A 17,708-nucleotide genomic window follows, 5' to 3' on the forward strand; every position below is an offset into this window, starting at 1 on the left:
TGACGGCGATGTCATCGAGGTGGTGCCCACGGCGGAGGGTGAGCGGTGAACGGATTGCTTGCCGCGTTGTTCTCCCGCTCGCGCAGCGTACTGCTGGTCCTGCTGGCGCTGTTGGCCGCCGGCGGGACGGCCTACGTCCAGATCGCCAAGGAGGCCGCGCCCGACGTCGACGTACCGATCTTCTTCGTCACGGTCGCCTACCCGGGTATCTCGCCCGAGGACAGCGAGCGGTTGCTGGTCCGGCCGCTGGAACGCGAGCTGGCGGGGCTGGAGGGACTCGACGAGATGCAGGCCAGTGCCGGGGAGGGCTTTGCCCTGGTCCGGCTCGATTTCGATCCCGGCTACGACAACCGTCGCGCGCTGGCCGACGTGCGCGAGGAGGTGGACCTGGTGCGGCCCGAGCTCCCCCCGGGCGTCGAGGAGCCGGTGGTCACCGAGGTCGACCTGTCGATGTTCCCGGTGCTGATCGCCACCTTGTCCGGCTCGGCACCCGAGCGCACCCTGGTGCAGCGCGCCCGCGAGTTGCGCGACCGGATCGAGGCGCTGCCCGGCGTGCTCGAGGTCGAGATCGGCGGCGATCGCGAGGACCTGCTCGAGGTGCTGGTCGACCCGCGCACGCTGGAGACCTATCGCCTGCCGTTCAACGACCTGGTCACCGCGATCGAGCGCAACAACCAGCTGGTGGCGGCGGGGGCGCTCGATTCCGGGGCCGGGCGGCTGAACATCAAGGTGCCCGGGGTGATCGAATCGGTCAGCGACGTGCTCGAGCTGCCGGTGATCTCGCACGAGGGCACCGTGGTGACCTTCGACGAGGTCGCCGAGGCGCGGCGCACCTTCAAGGACCCGGAGGGATTTGCCCGGATCGACGGTGAGCCGGCCGTGTCGCTGGAGATACGCAAGCGGGCCGGGGCGAACATCCTCGAGACCGTCGCCGCGGCCCGCGAGGTGATCGAGGCCGAGCAGGCCGACTGGCCGGGCGGCATCCAGGTGCGCTACCTGCAGGACAGCGCCGAGGAGATCGACGACCTGCTCGGCGATCTGGAGAACAACGTCCTCACCGCCATCCTGCTGGTGATGCTCACCATCGTCTTTGCGCTGGGCGGGCGTTCGTCCTGGCTGGTGGGGCTGGCCATTCCCGGTGCCTTCCTCGGTGGGGTGCTGGTCCTGTACCTGATGGGCTTCACCCTCAATATCGTGGTGCTGTTCGCCCTGATCCTGGTGGTGGGCATGCTGGTCGACGGGGCGATCGTGGTGATCGAGCAGGCCGACCGGTACCTGGCCGAAGATCGCGGCAAGGGCGCCTACCTGGCGGCAGCGCAGCGCATGGCCTGGCCGATCATCGCCTCGGTGGCCACCACGCTGGCGGTGTTCTTCCCCATGCTCTTCTGGCCGGGGATGGTGGGCGAGTTCATGTTCTACCTGCCGGCCACCGTGATCGTCACCCTGCTGATGTCGCTGGCCATGGCGCTGGTATTCATCCCGGTCCTCGCGGCGATCCTCTCGCGCGGGCAGGGGGCCAGTCGCCCCGAACAAGTGCGCCACATCCAGGCGGCCGAGGCGGGCCGATTCGAGGAACTCGATGGCGGCACGGCCTGGTACGTCCGCCTGCTGCGCTGGGCCGTGGCCTACCCGGGCCAGACATTGGCCGCGGTAGCGCTGTTCACCGCCGCCCTCTACGTCGCCTACGGCGAACTGGGGCGCGGGGTGGATTTCTTCCCGGACGTCGAACCGAGCTTCGCCCAGGTCCAGATCCAGGCGCGCGGTGACCTGTCGGTCTGGGAGGTCGACGAGATGGTCCGTCGGGTCGAGGCACGCCTGTACGATCACCCGGCCTTCGAGAGCGTCTATGCCCGCAGCATTGCCTCGCCGCAGACACGCCTCACCCAGGACTATGCCGAGGACGTGATCGGAGTGATCCAGTTGGACCTTGTCGATTGGCAACGCCGCGGGCCGGCCGACGAGATCCTCGCCGACTTGCGCCAGGCACTGGACGATCTGCCCGGGGTGAAGCTGCAGTTCCTGACCGAGTCCGGTGGCCCTAGTGCCGGCAAGCCGGTGGTGCTCGAGGCATCCGCCACGGACGGCGGCAACGGCGTCGAGCCGCTGGTGGAGGCGATCGAGCATCTGCGTCTTGGCATGGCCGCGGTGGGCGGGTTCGTCGACGTCGAGGACAACCGCCCGTTGCCGGGCATCGAGATGCGTATCGAGGTGGATCATCGCGAGGCGGCCCGTTTCGGCGCCGACGTCAACCTGCTCGGTCGGGCCGTACAGATGCTCACCCGAGGTCTGGCGCTGGGTGGCTATCGCCCCGAGGATGCCGACGAGGAGGTCGACATCCGGGTGCGCTTTCCCTTCGACGAGCGCAACCTCGCCCAGCTGGTGAACCTGCGGGTGCCTACCCAGGCCGGCCTGGTGCCGGTGCGCAATTTCGTCGAGTTCGTGCCCGCCCCGAAGACCGGGGTGATCCACCGCGTCGACGGGCGTCGCACGCTGACACTCGAGGCCGACGTGGCTGCCGGGCAACTGGTCGACGAGCGCATGCGGGCGCTGCAGGACTGGTTGGCCGCCCACCCGATGCCCGAGAACGTCGAGCTCTCGGTGCGGGGTCAGCAGGAGGACCAGGCCGAGGCGGGGCGGTTTCTGTCCCTGGCGTTCCTGACGGCGATCGTGCTGATGGTCCTGATCCTGGTGACCCAGTTCAACAGCGTCTACCAGGCCCTGCTGGTGCTTACCGCGATCGTGTTCTCCACCAGCGGCGTGCTGCTGGGGCTGTTGCTGCGCGCCGAGCCGTTCTCCGTGGTGATGAGCGGCATCGGCGTGATCGCGCTGGCCGGGGTGGTGGTCAACAACAACATCGTGTTGATCGATACCTACAACCAGCTGCGCCGTGACGGGATCGAGCCGGTGGATGCCGCGTTGCGTACCGGTGCCCAGCGACTGCGTCCGGTGTTGCTGACGACCATCACCACGGTACTGGGGCTGATGCCGATGATCTTCGGCCTGACCATCGACGTCTTCGGGCGCGAGTTCTCCATCGGCGCGCCCTCGACCCAGTACTGGGTGCAACTGTCCACGGCAATCGCCGGTGGCCTGCTGGTGGCCACCCCGCTCACCCTGCTGTTCACGCCGGCAATGCTGGCCTGGTGGGATCGAAGGCGGTTCGGGGCGGGTTGATCAGATCAGCCAGGCGGTCACGAGTCCGGCGGCCACGGAGAGGATCATGGGCCCGGCGACGTGCAGGCCGAGCTGGCGGGTGCCGATCGCCCCGGCGATGCCCGTCTTGACCAGGTTGTTGACCGCCGAGGCGATGATGATGCCCATCACGGCGGTCTCGAGCGTGATCGATTCGCGGGCCATGCGGGTCAGGGAGAGGTTGATCGCGTCGACATCGGCCACGCCCGACGAGGCGGCCAGCAGGAAGATGCCGGCGCTGCCCAGCCACTCGCGCAGCCATTCGCCGGCGAGCATGATCGCCGTGAGCAGGGCGCCGAACAGCAGCGCCGAGGTCAGGTCGAGGGGGTTCTGCGTCAGCTCCGGCTGCTTGATCGCATCGATGTTGCGTGCGCGGCGCCACATCCAGATCGCCGGTACGACGATCAGCACGGTCATTACCAGCAGCGGCCAGAGTAGCGCCGAGAAGATCGGGGGATGGACCGCGGTGGCGACCAGCAGCACCCGCGGGAACATGGTGCCGCAGGCGATCAGGATGCCCACGGCCAGCATCGGTCCCAGCCCCGGCGTCTGCTGCGATTGCCGGGCGAACTGCAGGGTCAGGGCGGTCGAGGAACTCAGACCGGCGAACAGGCTGGTGAACAGGATGCCCTTCTCGGCGCCGCCGACGCGGATGGCGAAGTAGCCGACGAACGAGATCGAGGCTATCAGCACCACCATCCACCAGATCTGGTAGGGATTGAGGGCACCACCCGGGCCCAGCGGCTCGTTGGGCAGCAGCGGCAGCATCACCACGCTGATCAGCAGGAGCTTCAGGGCGGCGTCCAGTTCGCGCGCCTCGAGCTTGTGCAGCAGGCCGTGGATCTCGTCCTTGTTGTCGAGGATCATCGCCGTGACCACCGCCGCGGCGGTGGCGATCACCACGTCGACGCCCACGGCGATCGCCCCGAGGCAGAAGGTGATCAGCAGGCCGATGCTGCCCGTGATGCTGAAGTTGCGCACGCTCTGCGCGCGGGTGCGCCAGGCAACCAGCGCAATGGCGGCAACGGCGATCAGCAGGGTGGGGAAGGCCCAGCCGGTCAGCGTCTCGGAAAGCAGGGCGGCCAGCCCGCCCAACAGCCCCACCAGGCTGTGGGTGCGGATGCCGGCGATGCGTTCGCCCGGTTCCTGCTGGCGGGTCGACCAGCCGCGCTCCAGGCCGATCAGCGCGCCGAGCAGCAGGGCGACGGCCAGCAGTGCCAGCGTCTGGTTGTCCTGCAGGAACTGTGAGGTCAGACTGTCCATGTCGGCTCCGGATCGGGGTGGGGCGGGTCAGACCACCGAATCAGGCTGCCCGGTTCAGACAGCCTGGCCGGCGGCGACGCCCGAGGCCCAGGCCCATTGGAAATTGTGCCCGCCGAGGTGGCCGGTCACGTCGACCACCTCGCCGATGAAGAATAGACCCGGTTGCCCCTGGGCTTCCATGGTCTGCGAGGACAATGCCCGGGTATCGACCCCGCCCAGGGTGACCTCGGCCGTCCGGTAGCCCTCGGTGCCGGCGGGGTGCACGGTCCAGCGATGCAAGCGCTCGGCGACTGCCGCGAGATCCTCGCGGGAATACTCCTGCAGCGGGCGCGACCAGCCGTGCCAGTCGCACAGCACCCGACTCAGGCGTCGCGGCAGGTGTTCGTCGAGGTACTGCAACACCGTGCCCTGCGGTCGATGCGCGCGCCGCTCGGCGAGATCCGCGGCCGTGTCCCGCCCGGGCAGCAGGTCGATCACCAGCGGCTCGCCGGGTTGCCAGAAGCTCGAGATCTGCAGCATGGCCGGACCGGACAGGCCGCGGTGGGTGAACAGCATCGGCTCCTCGAAACGCATCCCGTTGGCCGTGGCCGCAACGGGAACGCTGATCCCGGCCAGCGGGGCGAGGCGTTCCTTGAGATCGGGGTGCAGGGTGAAGGGCACCAGCCCGGCGCGGGTGGGCAGGATCGTCAGGCCGAACTGCCGGGCGACCTCGTAGCCGAACGGGGTCGCGCCCATGGTCGGGATCGAGAGTCCGCCGGTCGCGATCACCAGCGATTCGCTCGTGATCGTGTCGCCATCGATAGCCACGTGGTAACCGTCGTCGCTGGCCTCGATCGCCTCGACCGGCGTTTTCATTCGCACCTCCACGCCGGCCCACTCGCATTCGGTGAGCAGCATGTCGACGATTTCCTTCGCCTTGCCGGCACAGAACAGCTGGCCGGCGGCCTTTTCCACATGCTCGATGCCGTGGCGTTCGACCAGCTCGAGGAAGGCCTGCGGCGGGTAGCGCTTGAGCGCGGAAATGCAGAAGCGCGGGTTGGCGGAGAGGAACTGGTTCGGGGTGCTGTTGAGGTTGGTGAAGTTGCAGCGCCCGCCACCGGACATCAGGATCTTCTGCCCCGCCTTGCGGGCGTGGTCGAGCACCAGCACCCGGCGGCCGCGGTAGCCCGCCGTCGCCGCGCACATCAGTCCGGCCGCGCCGGCGCCAACAATCACCACGTCCACCTGCATGGGGCCTCGGTTCGCTCGTTTGCTCGAATGGGACCGCATCATAGCAATGCCGTCGCGAACGCCGCGCCTCGGGGCGGCATGCGTACTATGCTGAACGCTGCATTCGGCCACCTACATGTCCCGTGGAAATCCCATGTCACTGTTTCGTCCGATTGGTTGGCTCGGTCCAGCCGCCAGCCCGACTCGCCCACTCCTGCCGCTGCTCTCCATGCTGTTGGTGGTCCTGGCACCGCCGTCTCTCCACGCCCAGGCCGACCGCCCGGCCACCGCCGTGATCGCCTCGGATGCCGAGCGCCAGACCTGGTCGGACCCGCTCGAGGCGCTGGGCACGGTGCGCGCCGACGAGTCGGTGACCCTGTCGGCGACGGTCACCGAGATCATCGGCGCGGTGCACTTCGATGATGGCCAGCGCGTGGAGCAGGGCGACCTGCTGGTGCACCTCGAGGATCTCGAGGAGCAGGCCGAGCTGGCGGCGGCCCAGGCCCGACTGGTCGAACAGCGGAACGTGCTGGCGCGCGCCCGGGATCTCGCCGAGCGCAACCTCGGTGCCCGTGCGGAGCTCGAGGACGCCCGTGCCCGGGTCCAGCAGGCCCAGGCGGAGATCGAGGCGGCCCAGGCCCGGCTCGCCGCCCATCGTATTCATGCCCCGTTCGACGGCGTGGTGGGGCTGCGCGAGATCAGCCCCGGCATGCTGGTTTCTCCGGGCACGGCGCTGGTGCGGCTCGACAAGCTCGACGTGGTCGACGTGGATTTCACGGTGCCGTCGCGCCACCTCGGCGCCATCTCGCGTGGCCAGACCATCACGGCAAGCACCGATGCCTACCCCGATCGGCGTTTTTCCGGTCGGGTGACGGGCATCGACAACCGCATCGACCCGGCCACGCGCAGCATCACCCTGCGCGCGCGCATCGACAACGACGACGGCGCGCTGCGCCCCGGCCAACTGATGCAGACCATCCTCGAGCGCGACCGCCGTGAGGTGGTGGCCGTGCCCGAATCGGTGCTGCTGCCACAGGGCGAGCACCAGTACCTGTTCGTGATCGACCGGGACGCCATGACCGTCGAGCGCCGCGAAGTCGAGATCGGCGAGCGCCGCGAGGGCTGGGTCGAGGTGACCGGCGGGCTCGAGCCGGGCGAGCGGCTGGTGCGTCACGGCATCCAGAAGGTGCGTGATGGCGATGCCGTGCGCGTGCTGGCCGTGGCCGACGAGGACAACCCGATCCGCGAGATCCTGCGTCGTCATCGCGACACGCTCGAAAGCCCGCGGGGCGAGCCGTGATCCTCTCCGACGTATCCGTTCGCCGGCCGGTGTTGGCCGGGGTGCTGGCCGCGCTGCTGGTCGCCTTCGGCCTGATCGCGCTCGAGCGCCTGCCCCTGCAGGAATACCCGCATATCGACCCGCCCGTGGTCAGCGTCGACACCCGCTATCCCGGTGCCTCGGCCTCCGTGGTCGAGACCCGCATCACCCAGGTGCTCGAGGACCGCATTGCCGGGGTCGAGGGCATCGAGATGATCACCTCCTCGAGCGAGGACGGGCGTTCGTCGATCACCGTGGAATTCGCCCTGTCGCGCGATCTGGACGCCGCGGCCAACGACATGCGCGATCGCATCAACGGTGCGCTCGACAACCTGCCCGAGGAAGCCGACCCACCGGAGGTCGAGAAGGCGGACTCCTCCAGCGAGGTGGTGCTCTGGTTGGGCCTGTCCGGCGAGGAGTATTCCATCGCCGAGCTGACCGACTACGCCGAGCGCTACCTGGTCGATCGCTTCTCCGTGCTGCCCGGGGTGGCGCGGGTGCGGGTCTCGGGCAGCCAGACCTACTCGATGCGGGTCTGGCTGGACCGGCAGGCGCTGGCCGCTCACGGGCTCGCGGTCGGCGACATCGAATCGGCGTTGCGGGCCGAGAACGTGGAATTGCCGGCCGGGTCGATCGAGTCGCGCGAACGCCAGTTCATCGTGCGCCTGCCGCGCAATTTCGAGACGGCGGGCGACTTTCGCGACCTGGTGATCAAGCGCGGCGAGGGCGGCCACCTGGTGCGGCTCGACGACGTCGCCCGCGTGGAGGTGGGCGCGGTCGAGACCCGCAGCATCTTCCGCGAGAACGGCGTGCCGCGTGTCGGCCTCGGCATGATCAAGCAGTCGACGGCCAACGTGCTGGAGATCGCCCGCGGCGCCAAGGCCGAGCGCGAGCGCCTGCTCGACACGCTGCCCGAGGGGATGACGCTCAATCTCAGCTACGACACCTCGGTGTTCGTCGACAGCGCCGTGCGCCAGGTGGTCTCGACCCTGTTCATCGCCATCGGGCTGGTGGTGCTGACCATCTTCCTGTTCCTGGGCAACCTGCGTAGCACCCTGATCCCGGCGATCACCGTGCCCATCGCCCTGATCGGCACCTTCGCCGCGCTCTATCTGTTCGGGTTCACCATCAACCTGCTCACGTTGCTGGCCCTGGTGCTGGCGATCGGGCTGATCGTCGATGACGCGATCATCGTGCTGGAGAACGTCAATCGCCGCATCCAGGAATACGGGGAAACCCCGCTGGTCGCCGCCTTCCGCGGCACTCGCCAGATCGGGTTTGCCGTGGTGGCCACCACCCTGGTGCTGATCGCGGTGTTTGTGCCGCTGACCTTCATCCAGGGCGACATCGGGCGGCTGTTCTCGGAGTTCGCCCTGACCCTCGCGGCGGCCGTGGTGATCTCGAGCTTTCTCGCCCTGACGCTCACCCCGATGATGGCCTCAAAGATCCTCGGCAAGCGCGAGCAGTCCGGACGTCTGGCCGCCCTGGTCCAGACGCTGCTCGATGCCAGTCGGCGCGGCTACCGTGTGCTGCTGCGCGCCGCACTGCGCCTGCGCTGGCTGGTGGTGATCCTGTTTCTCGGCGCGGTCGCCGGGACCGTCTGGCTGGCCGACCAGTTGCCACGCGAATACACGCCGTCAGAGGATCGCGGGGCGTTCTTCATCGTGGTCAACGGGCCCGAGGGGGCGAGTTTCGACTTCATGCTCGACTACATGGACGAGATCGAGGCCCGGCTCGGGCCGCTGATCGAGTCGGGCGAGGTCGAGCGCGCCCTGATCCGCGCGCCGCGTGGCTGGGGCAATATCGAGAACTTCAACACCGGCTTCGGCATCGTGATCCTGGACGACTGGGCCAATCGTCGTTCCGGTTGGGCGATCATGGACGAGGTGCGCACCCTGGTCGCCGACCTGCCCGGGGTGCGCGCCTTCCCGGTGATGCGCCAGGGCTTCGGTCAGCAGGTGCAGAAACCCGTGCAGTTCGTCCTTGGTGGCGGCGAGTACGAGGAACTGGCCGAGTGGCGCGACACGCTGTTTGCCCATATCCGCGACGACAATCCGCGCCTGACCGGACTGGACTCCGACTACAAGGAAACCCAGCCGCAGCTCAAGATCGAGATCGACTACGACCGGGCCGCCGACCTGGGCGTGACGATCACCGAGATCGGCCGCACGCTGGAAACCCTGCTGGGCGGGCGCACGGTGACGCGCTACGTCGATGACGGCGAGGAGTACGACGTCATCCTCGAGGGCGAACGCGAGAACCAGCGCAGCCCGCGGGCGATCGACAACATCTACGTGCGCTCGGCGAGCAGCGGCGAGCTGATTCCCCTGGGCAGCCTGGTGACCCTGACGGACTTCGCCGGTCCGGCGACCCTCAACCGCTTCAACCGGGTGCGCTCGATCACGATCGAGGCCGACCTGGCCGATGGCTACCCGCTGGGCGAGGCGTTGACCTACCTCGAGGACACGGTCGACGAGATCCTGCCGCCCGAGGCCCAGACCGACGTCAAGGGCCAGTCACGCGACTACCGCGAGGCGGGCGGGGCGACCGTGTTCATGCTGGTACTCGGTGCCCTGGTGGTGTTCCTGGTGCTCGCCGCACAGTTCGAGAGCCTGGTCCATCCGTTCGTGATCATGCTGACCGTGCCGCTGGCGATCCTCGGCGCGCTGCTGGGGCTGCATCTGACCGGTCTGTCGCTGAATATCTACAGCCAGGTCGGGCTGGTGATGCTGGTGGGGCTGGCGGCGAAGAACGGCATCCTGATCGTCGAGTTCGCCAACCAGCTGCGCGACGGCGGCCGCGCCTTCGCCGAGGCGCTCGAAGAGGCTGCGGTCACGCGCTTGCGCCCGATCCTGATGACGGCGGTGACCACCATGGCCGGTGCCATCCCGCTGATCGTCTCGTCGGGTGCCGGGGCGGAGACGCGGTTGGTGATCGGGACGGTGATATTCGCCGGGGTGGCGCTGGCGACCGTGCTGACGCTGTTCGTCGTGCCGGTGGCCTACGATCTCTTGGCGCGGCGGACGGGGTCGCCGGGGGATGTGGGGCGGCGACTCGAGCGCGAGATGTCGGAGGATTCGGTGGTCTGAGTATTGTGATTGGGATGGGGTTTCGCACGCCAAGTGTGCGGAGTGGCACGGACTGATCGCCGTGCGCGGCGTGCGAGTCGATTTTCTTGCTTGTCCAAGAAAACCGACGAAAAGAAGACACCCCGATGCCTTGGCCCTCCGGGCCTGATCGCCGCGGATTGCATCCGCGACGATCAGCCTCGCGAACGAGGGATTGCGGACGGGTCGGTTCGACGCGACGTCCTGTCGCGGCGAACCTCGGGCTCGCGTCCATGCGAGCCCGACCCTGCAACCCCTCGCTCGCGAGGCAAGGCACAAGGGGATTTGAACCTTCGATCGCACTTTAAGCACCAGATCCTGGCGTTTGGGTTGCCTTGAGAAGTTGAATCACGCCGCCGGATGGTCGGGAACGACGTCCCCCTTGTGTCCTGCCTCACGGCTGGTGGGTGGCTCGGGGGCGGAGCGACAGGGACGTCGCTCCGAGGCTCGCCGTGACAGGAGGTCACGTCGAGCCGGCCCCGAAGCCGGCCGCCAGTCGTGAGGCTTCGAGTCCGGACACCGTCCGGGCTCGAAGGCCCGCAGGGCCAGGACGCCGGGGTGCCCTTCTTTTCGCCCCTTTTCTTGGGCAAGCAAGAAAAGGGGTTCGCGCGCCGGGCACGGCGGCCAATTCAAGCTGCTGAGCGTAAACGGCGTGCGAAACACACCCCACCGGTCGCTTACCGGTTCGGTGCCACGCACCCGGCATGCGAAACTCCTCACCTCGTCACATCACGGAAACTGCGCATGACCATCTGGGTCGACGCCGACGCCTGCCCCGTCCCCATCAAGCAGATGCTCTTCCGCGCCGCCGATCGCGTCGGCGTGGACGTGGTGCTGGTGGCCAATCACCCCATCGCCGTGCCGCGCTCGAGGCGCGTGCGCTTCATGCAGGTGGCACCGGGCTTCGATGTCGCGGACAATGCCATCGTCGAGGCAGCCTCGCCCGGCGATCTGGTGATCTCGGCGGACATCGAGCTGGCCGCCGACGCGCTGGCCAAGGGCGTGGCGGTGATCGGCCCGCGCGGCGAGGCGTTTTCCGCCGAGTCGATCCGCGGCCGGCAGGTCCAGCGCGAGTTCATGCAGACCCTGCGCGAGAGCGGGGTGGCCACCGGCGGGCCGCCGCCGCTGGGGCCCAAGGACAAGCAGGCCTTCGCCGGCGCGCTCGAGCGCTGGCTGAACCAGTACCAACGAGCACAAGGCGAGAACAAGGCATGACCCTGCGACAGATCGTTCTGGATACCGAGACCACCGGCATGCCGGTCGAGGAGGGCCACCGGCTGATCGAGATCGGCGCGGTCGAGCTGGTCGAGCGCCGTCTGACGCACCGCAACTACCACCAGTACCTCAACCCGGAGCGGGCGGTGGACGCGGGGGCGTTCGCGGTCCACGGCCTGTCGAACGACTTCCTGGAAAACAAACCGCGTTTCCATGAGATCGTCGACGAATTCCTCGACTACGTCCGCGGCGCGGAGCTGATCATTCACAACGCGGCGTTCGACGTCGGCTTTCTCGATGCCGAGCTCAAGCGCGCCGGCTACCCGCCATTGTCCGAGCACGTCGACCTGGTCACGGACTCCCTGGCGATCGCCCGCGACAAGCACCCCGGTCAGCGCAACAGCCTCGATGCCCTGTGCCGTCGTTACCAGATCGACAACTCCGAGCGCACGCTGCACGGCGCGCTCCTGGACTCGGAGATCCTTGCCGACGTGTACCTCGCGCTGACCGGCGGGCAATGGGATCTCTCCTTCGACAACCCCGCCGAGACGGCAACGGGGGCGCAGGCCGCCCTCGGCACCATCCGCGCCGACCGGCCGCGCCTGCGCGTGATCGAGCCCGAGGCGGAGGCCGCCGCGGCCCATGCCGAGTGGGTCGAACGATTGCAGCAGACCGACGAGGGGTTCGCCTGGCCGCGCCTTTCCTCCTGACGACCCCCGACGCGGCCGCGTCGCGTGTCACCGTTCGACTTGAATCAGGCGAATGGTATGCGTGAACATATCGGTTCGTCGGGACGGGTACTTCCTTGCTACCATTCGCGCGCAGCGCGGTATCCGATTTCGTGCAGAGTTTCCCTAGTGCCGGCCCCCGCCGGCGCGGTTTCGCATCATTCCGGTAGGTGGCCTTGACGGAATACATCCTCATCCTGATCAGCACCATTCTGGTCAACAACTTCGTGCTGGTGAAGTTCCTCGGCCTGTGCCCGTTTCTCGGGGTATCGAACAAGGTCGAGACCGCCATCGGCATGTCGTTGGCGACCACCTTCGTGCTGACGCTCTCGGCGATCGCGAGCTACGTCACGCATTCGTGGCTGCTCGAGCCGCTGGGTCTGGGCTACCTGCGCACGATCATGTTCATCGTGGTGATCGCGGTGGTGGTCAATTTCACCGAGATGATGGTGCGAAAGACCAGCCCGCTGCTGCACAACGTGTTGGGCATCTACCTGCCGCTGATCACCACCAACTGCGCCGTGCTGGGCGTGGCGTTGCTCAACGTCCAGCAGGCCAACAGCTTCATCGAGTCGGCCCTGTACGGCTTTGGTGCCTCCGTGGGCTTCTCGATGGTGCTGATCCTGTTCTCCGCCCTGCGTGAACGCCTGGCGGCCGCCGACGTGCCGGCGGCCTTCGAGGGCGTGCCGATCGCCCTGGTCACGGCCGGGCTGATGGCGCTGGGCTTCATGGGTTTTGCCGGCATGGTGAGCGTCTGATGTGGATCGCAATCCTGGTGGCGGTCGGTGTCGCGATCCTGTTCGGGATCCTGCTGGGGCTGGCCGCGCAATTCTTCCGCGTCGAGGGCAACCCGCTCGCCGATCGCATCGACGAGCTGTTGCCGCAGACGCAGTGCGGCCAATGCGGCTACCCCGGCTGCAAGCCCTACGCCGAGGCAATGGCCAAGGGCGAGGCGGACATCAATCGCTGCCCGCCGGGCGGCGAGGCGACCATCCGTAACCTGGCCGACCTGCTGGAGGTGGACTTCAAGCCGCTCGACGACGAGCTCGAGGCCCAGGAGGTCAAGACGCTGGCGATCATCGACGAGGAGGTCTGCATCGGCTGCACCAAGTGCATCCAGGCCTGCCCGGTCGATGCCATCCTCGGTGCGGCCAAGCAGATGCACACCGTGATCGAGGACGAGTGCACTGGCTGCGAGCTGTGCGTCGAGCCCTGTCCGGTCGACTGCATCGACATGGTGCCGATCGAGGAGGGCGTCGAGGCCTACCGGTTCCCGATGCCCGAGTCCGCCCACCCGGTGCCCACGCGCGGTCCCGCCGCCCGTCAGGAGGGCCTCGCGAATGCCTGAGGCGCGCGCCACGATTTCCCCGGGGCTGCACGGCTTCCACGGCGGGCTCGATCTCGACTACCACAAGGCGCCGGCCTGCGATCGGCCCATCGGCGAGATGCCGCTGGTCGACGAGTACGTGCTGCCGCTGCACATGCACATCGGGGCGCCGGCGATCCCGGTGGTCGCCGTGGGCGACCACGTCCGCCGTGGCCAGCTGCTGGCCCGCCCCGACGATTTCATTTCCGCGGCCATCCACGCCCCGACCTCCGGGGTGATCCAGGCGATCGAGCCGCGTGGCCTGCCGCATCCGGGCGGGCTGTCCGCGCAGAGCCTCGTGCTGGCCGCCGATGGCGAGGACCGCGAGGCCGAGCCGCTCGATCCCTGGCCCGACTACGTCGACAAGAGCCCGGTCGAGATCCGCTCGCGTCTGCGCGAGGCTGGCATCGTCGGCCTGGGCGGGGCGGTGTTCCCCACGGCCGTGAAGCTCGCCACCGCCAACCCCGGCGGGGTCGAGACCCTGGTGCTCAACGGCGCGGAATGCGAACCCTACATCTCCTGTGACGACCGGCTGATGCAGGAGGCGCCCGAGCCCATCATCCGCGGGGCGCAGATGATGCTGCATGCCGTGGGCGCGAGCCGTTGCCTGATCGGCATCGAGGACAACAAGCCGCGCGCGATCGAGGCCCTGCAGGCGGTGATCGACCGGCTCGCGGCCGAGGAGAACGAGCGGCGCTTCGCGATCAAGGTGGTGCCCAGCATCTACCCGGCCGGCGGCGAGAAACAATTGATTCGCACGCTCACCGGCATCGAGGTGCCGCGCAATCGGCACGTCACCGATTACCAGCTCCTGTGCCTGAACGTCGGCACGGTGGCCAACAGCTGGCACGCCGTGGTCGAGGGCCGGGCGCTGACCGAGCGGGTCGTGACCGTCACCGGCGGCGGGGTGGCCGAGCCCCGGAACTTCCGCGTGCGCATCGGCACGCCGATGGCGAAGGTGATCGAGGCGGCCGGCGGTTACACCGAGGGCGTCGACCGGTTGCTGATGGGCGGGCCGATGATGGGCTTTGCCCTGCACGAGGACGAGGTGCCGGTGGTCAAGGCGACCAACTGCCTGTTGGCGATGCGCCCGGTCGACCGCGACCCGACCCCGCCGCCGCAGCCCTGCATCCGTTGTTCGCGCTGCTCGGAGGCCTGCCCGGCGGATCTGTTGCCGCAGCAGCTCTACTGGTACGCCCGTGCCCAGCAGTTCGAGCGCAGCCACGACTACCACCTGTTCGACTGCATCGAGTGCGGGGTCTGCTCGGCGGTCTGCCCCTCGCACATCCCGCTGGTGCAGTACTTCCGCCACGCCAAGACCGAGATCTGGTCGGCCGAGCGCGAGAAGGCCAAGGCCGAACACGCCCGCCGCCGGTTCGAGTTTCATAACGAGCGCATCGAACGCCAGAAGGCCGAGCGCGAGGCCGCGCTGGCCAAGAAACGCGCCGCGATCAAGGCCGCGCAGGAGAAGGCGGCGAAGCAGGGTGACAATGCCGGCAACAAGGCGGACGAGGCCCCCGCCAAGGCGAAGGCCGGTGACGGTGCGCCCGCCGCGCAATCGACCGGCGAGGGCAAGTCCGCCGCCGCGCTGAGCATCGAGGCGGCCCGTGCCCGCGCCAAGGAGCGCAAGGCGCGCGCGCAGCAGGCCCAGCCGGCCCAGCCGACACCGGATGACACGGCGGGCACCGAGCCCCGCACCAGCGACACCCCCGAACGACCGGGAGGGTCGTCATGAAGTTTCCGGTGCAGACCTCGCCGCACGTCGAGGCCCCCTCGAGCGTCGCCGACGTCATGACCGTGGTGCTCTGGGCCCTGGTGCCCGGCACGGTCGCGGCGATCTGGTTGTTGGGCTGGGGCGTGCTGTTCAACGTGGCCCTGGCAGTCGGCGCGGCCTGGCTGGCCGAGGCCCTGATGCTGTGGCTGCGCGCCCGCCCGTTCAAGCCCGCACTGACCGACCGCTCGGTGCTGATCACCGGCTGGATACTCGCGTTGTGCCTGCCCAACCTGGCCCCCTGGTGGCTGCCGGTGGTGGGCGCGGTGTTCGCCGTGGTGGTCGCCAAGCAGCTCTACGGCGGCATCGGCTACAACCTGTTCAACCCGGCGATGGTCGGCTACGTGGTGCTGCTGGTCTCCTTCCCCGAGGCGATGACGCGCTGGGGCGCGCCGGTCGAGGGCGGCGCGGCGAGCCTGACGCTGGCCGAGGCGGCCCAGTGGACCTTCCTCGGCGTGCTGCCGGGCGCCACCGCGTTCGATGCGTTGAGCCAGGCCACCCCGCTGGACCAGTGGCGCATGGTGGTCACGCAGGGCGGCGACATCACCGGGGCGTCGATCTGGCAGGGCGGGGCCTGGTCGGTGTGGCTGAACCTCGCCTTTCTCGCCGGCGGCGCCTGGATGCTCTACCGCGGCGCGATCCGGTGGCACATCCCGGTCGCGATGGTCGCCGGGGTGCTCCTGACGGCCGCCTTGCTCTGGGGTATCGACCCCGAGCGCTTCGCCGATCCGCTCTTTCACCTGGTCGGCGGCGGGGTGATCTTCGGGGCGCTGTTCGTCGCCACCGACCCGGTCACCGCGTCGACCACGCCGCGCGGGCGGCTGGTGTTCGGCTTCGGCATCGGCGTGCTGGCCGTGCTGATCCGCAGCTTCGGCAACTACCCCGACGGCGTGGCCTTCGCCATCCTGTTGATGAACCTGGCCGTGCCCCTGATCGACTACTACACCCAGCCGCCGGTCTTTGGCCGCAAGGGTCCGCCGCGCACTGGGACGGAGGGCCGCTGACGTGATGAACCTGGAATGGCGTCGCGTGGTGATCACTGCCGTGGTCCTGGCCGTGTTCTTCGGCCTCGGGGTGGGCTTTGTCGCCTACACGCAGCAGAAGACCGCCGATCAGATCGAGCTCAACCGCCAGGCCGTGCTGCTTGGCCAGATCATGGCCGTCTTGCAGGGCGAGGGCCATGACAACAACCCGGCTGAGGATGCTTTCCTGCTCCCGGATCCCGAGTCCCTCGACCTGGGCGCGCCAGTGATCGAGGCGAGCACGGGGGAGGTCATGCCCGAGACGCTCTCCGTCGAGGCGCGTGAGCGGGCCATGGACGCCGGTCAGCTGGGTTTTCGTGCCCGCCAGGACGGCGAGGTGGTGGCGGTGGCCATCCCGGTGGTCACCCATCGCGGTTACAGTGGCGATATTCGCCTGCTGGTGGGAATCAAGCCCAACGGGGAGCTCACCGGCGTGCGCGTGCTCGAGCAGAACGAGACCCCGGGGCTGGGCGACAAGATCAAGGCGGACAAGACCGACTGGATCGAGGGCTTTGCCGGGCGTCGCCTGGGCGACCCGCCGGCCGACGCCTGGGCGGTCAAGAAGGACGGCGGGGTGTTCGACCAGTTCACCGGGGCGACCGTTTCGCCGCGCGCGGTGGTGGCGGCGGTCAAGCAGGCCCTGGAATACGCCGAGGACCACCACCGCCTGCTGTTCGACCAGGTCCCAAGGGAGGAAGACGAGCATGAGTGACCCGCGCCTGTCCGAACTGGCCCTCGACGGGCTGTGGAAGAACAACCCCGCGCTGGTGCAGGTGCTGGGGCTGTGCCCGTTGCTCGCGATTTCCAACACCACGGTCAACGCGCTGGGTCTCGCGATCGCCACGTTGGTCACCCTGCTGGTCTCCAACGGCGTGGTCTCCCTGATCCGCGACTGGGTGCGCGCCGAGGTGCGCCTGCCGGTCTACGTGATGGTGATCGCCTCGGTGGTCACCATCATCGAGCTGACCATGAACGCCCACTTCCACGAGCTCTACAACACGCTCGGCATCTTCATCCCGCTGATCGTCACCAACTGCATCATCATCGCGCGGGCCGAGGGGTTCGCCTCCCGCCACGGCGTCGGCGTGTCGCTGTTCGACGGTTTCGTGATGGGGATGGGCTTCGGTCTGGTGCTGGTCGTGCTGGGCGCGATGCGCGAGCTGATCGGCTTTGGCACCCTGCTCGACGGCGCCGATCAGCTGTTCGGGCCGGTCGCCGTCGACTGGGGCGTGCGGGTGCTGCCCGAGCAGATGACCTTCCTGCTGGCGCTGATGCCGCCCGGCGCCTTCATCGGGCTGGCGTTGCTGGTGGCCTTCAAGCAGGCCGTCGACCAGCGCGCCGCGCGCCGTGCCCGTGCCGCCAAGGAAGCCCGACCGGCCGAGCCGGCCGCCGAGGCCGCCGGCTGATGCCTGCATTTGCCGCGGGCAGCTGCTAAACCCTGTCCCTGATTCTTCCGACGCGTTGCCCCTGCCCGGCTTGGGCCGGGTGGCGGCGCGTTCGTGCCCGTTGAACCGTTC

The 17,708-nt window shown here is 68.5% G+C and carries 13 protein-coding genes; 11 read left to right on the forward strand and 2 right to left on the reverse strand.

The window, feature by feature from the left end:
• Positions 1-45: 45 nt before the first annotated feature.
• Positions 46-3,174 (forward strand): efflux RND transporter permease subunit, encoded by a 3,129-nt coding sequence (locus tag FAZ79_RS02020; protein WP_136866252.1) that lies wholly within the window; start codon positions 46-48, stop codon positions 3,172-3,174.
• Here FAZ79_RS02020 and FAZ79_RS02025 read toward each other — a convergent pair whose 3' ends face one another.
• Positions 3,175-4,455 carry a DUF4010 domain-containing protein gene (locus FAZ79_RS02025; RefSeq protein WP_136866253.1) on the reverse strand — a complete coding sequence of 427 codons (1,281 nt, stop codon included), beginning with the start codon at positions 4,453-4,455 and terminating at the stop codon, positions 3,175-3,177.
• Between the two features lie 54 nt (positions 4,456-4,509).
• A complete protein-coding gene (locus tag FAZ79_RS02030) occupies positions 4,510-5,685 on the reverse strand; it encodes an NAD(P)/FAD-dependent oxidoreductase (protein WP_211238774.1) in 1,176 nt (391 codons plus the stop codon).
• Between the two features lie 133 nt (positions 5,686-5,818).
• Between FAZ79_RS02030 and FAZ79_RS02035 the strand changes: the two genes are divergently transcribed.
• The 10 genes from FAZ79_RS02035 (at position 5,819) to FAZ79_RS02080 (ending at position 17,597) form a co-directional block, all read left to right on the forward strand.
• Complete coding sequence (locus FAZ79_RS02035; protein WP_136866255.1) at positions 5,819-6,964, forward strand: efflux RND transporter periplasmic adaptor subunit; 1,146 nt, start codon at positions 5,819-5,821, stop codon at positions 6,962-6,964.
• Positions 6,961-10,071, forward strand: coding sequence for an efflux RND transporter permease subunit (locus FAZ79_RS02040; protein WP_136866256.1), 3,111 nt, complete (start codon positions 6,961-6,963; stop codon positions 10,069-10,071). The genes FAZ79_RS02035 and FAZ79_RS02040 overlap by 4 nt, the downstream gene beginning before the upstream one ends.
• Positions 10,072-10,833: 762 nt before the next feature.
• Positions 10,834-11,304 carry a YaiI/YqxD family protein gene (locus tag FAZ79_RS02045; RefSeq protein ID WP_136866257.1) on the forward strand — a complete coding sequence of 157 codons (471 nt, stop codon included), beginning with the start codon at positions 10,834-10,836 and terminating at the stop codon, positions 11,302-11,304.
• A 2-nt stretch (positions 11,305-11,306) separates the two neighbouring features.
• Positions 11,307-12,014, forward strand: coding sequence for a DNA polymerase III subunit epsilon (dnaQ, locus tag FAZ79_RS02050; RefSeq protein ID WP_197039295.1), 708 nt, complete (start codon positions 11,307-11,309; stop codon positions 12,012-12,014).
• Between the two features lie 194 nt (positions 12,015-12,208).
• Positions 12,209-12,790: an electron transport complex subunit RsxA gene (rsxA, locus tag FAZ79_RS02055; protein WP_136866259.1), complete on the forward strand. Its 582-nt coding sequence runs from the start codon at positions 12,209-12,211 to the stop codon at positions 12,788-12,790.
• Positions 12,790-13,380 (forward strand): electron transport complex subunit RsxB, encoded by a 591-nt coding sequence (rsxB, locus tag FAZ79_RS02060; RefSeq protein ID WP_136866260.1) that lies wholly within the window; start codon positions 12,790-12,792, stop codon positions 13,378-13,380. The genes rsxA and rsxB overlap by 1 nt, the downstream gene beginning before the upstream one ends.
• Positions 13,373-15,133 (forward strand): electron transport complex subunit RsxC, encoded by a 1,761-nt coding sequence (gene rsxC, locus FAZ79_RS02065; protein ID WP_136866261.1) that lies wholly within the window; start codon positions 13,373-13,375, stop codon positions 15,131-15,133. Before rsxB ends, rsxC begins: the two co-directional genes overlap by 8 nt.
• Complete coding sequence (locus FAZ79_RS02070; RefSeq protein ID WP_136866262.1) at positions 15,130-16,173, forward strand: RnfABCDGE type electron transport complex subunit D; 1,044 nt, start codon at positions 15,130-15,132, stop codon at positions 16,171-16,173. Before rsxC ends, FAZ79_RS02070 begins: the two co-directional genes overlap by 4 nt.
• Before the next feature lie 4 nt (positions 16,174-16,177).
• Positions 16,178-16,903, forward strand: coding sequence for an RnfABCDGE type electron transport complex subunit G (locus tag FAZ79_RS02075; RefSeq protein ID WP_136866263.1), 726 nt, complete (start codon positions 16,178-16,180; stop codon positions 16,901-16,903).
• Positions 16,896-17,597: an electron transport complex subunit E gene (locus FAZ79_RS02080; protein WP_136866264.1), complete on the forward strand. Its 702-nt coding sequence runs from the start codon at positions 16,896-16,898 to the stop codon at positions 17,595-17,597. Before FAZ79_RS02075 ends, FAZ79_RS02080 begins: the two co-directional genes overlap by 8 nt.
• Positions 17,598-17,708 lie beyond the last annotated feature (111 nt).

Origin of the sequence: Guyparkeria sp. SB14A (genome assembly GCF_005096345.1) — a bacterium.
Classification (GTDB): domain Bacteria; phylum Pseudomonadota; class Gammaproteobacteria; order Halothiobacillales; family Halothiobacillaceae; genus Guyparkeria; species Guyparkeria hydrothermalis.

What these genes read in the sequence shown, in the direction of transcription:
- FAZ79_RS02075 (WP_136866263.1), top strand. Translation starts at nt 16,178, where the DNA reads ATGAACCTGGAATGGCGTCGCGTGGTGATCACTGCCGTGGTCCTGGCC.
- FAZ79_RS02070 (WP_136866262.1), top strand. Translation starts at nt 15,130, where the DNA reads ATGAAGTTTCCGGTGCAGACCTCGCCGCACGTCGAGGCCCCCTCGAGC.
- FAZ79_RS02030 (WP_211238774.1), bottom strand. Translation starts at nt 5,685, where the DNA reads ATGCAGGTGGACGTGGTGATTGTTGGCGCCGGCGCGGCCGGACTGATG.
- FAZ79_RS02080 (WP_136866264.1), top strand. Translation starts at nt 16,896, where the DNA reads ATGAGTGACCCGCGCCTGTCCGAACTGGCCCTCGACGGGCTGTGGAAG.
- rsxC (WP_136866261.1), top strand. Translation starts at nt 13,373, where the DNA reads ATGCCTGAGGCGCGCGCCACGATTTCCCCGGGGCTGCACGGCTTCCAC.
- FAZ79_RS02035 (WP_136866255.1), top strand. Translation starts at nt 5,819, where the DNA reads ATGTCACTGTTTCGTCCGATTGGTTGGCTCGGTCCAGCCGCCAGCCCG.
- FAZ79_RS02025 (WP_136866253.1), bottom strand. Translation starts at nt 4,455, where the DNA reads ATGGACAGTCTGACCTCACAGTTCCTGCAGGACAACCAGACGCTGGCA.
- FAZ79_RS02045 (WP_136866257.1), top strand. Translation starts at nt 10,834, where the DNA reads ATGACCATCTGGGTCGACGCCGACGCCTGCCCCGTCCCCATCAAGCAG.
- rsxB (WP_136866260.1), top strand. Translation starts at nt 12,790, where the DNA reads ATGTGGATCGCAATCCTGGTGGCGGTCGGTGTCGCGATCCTGTTCGGG.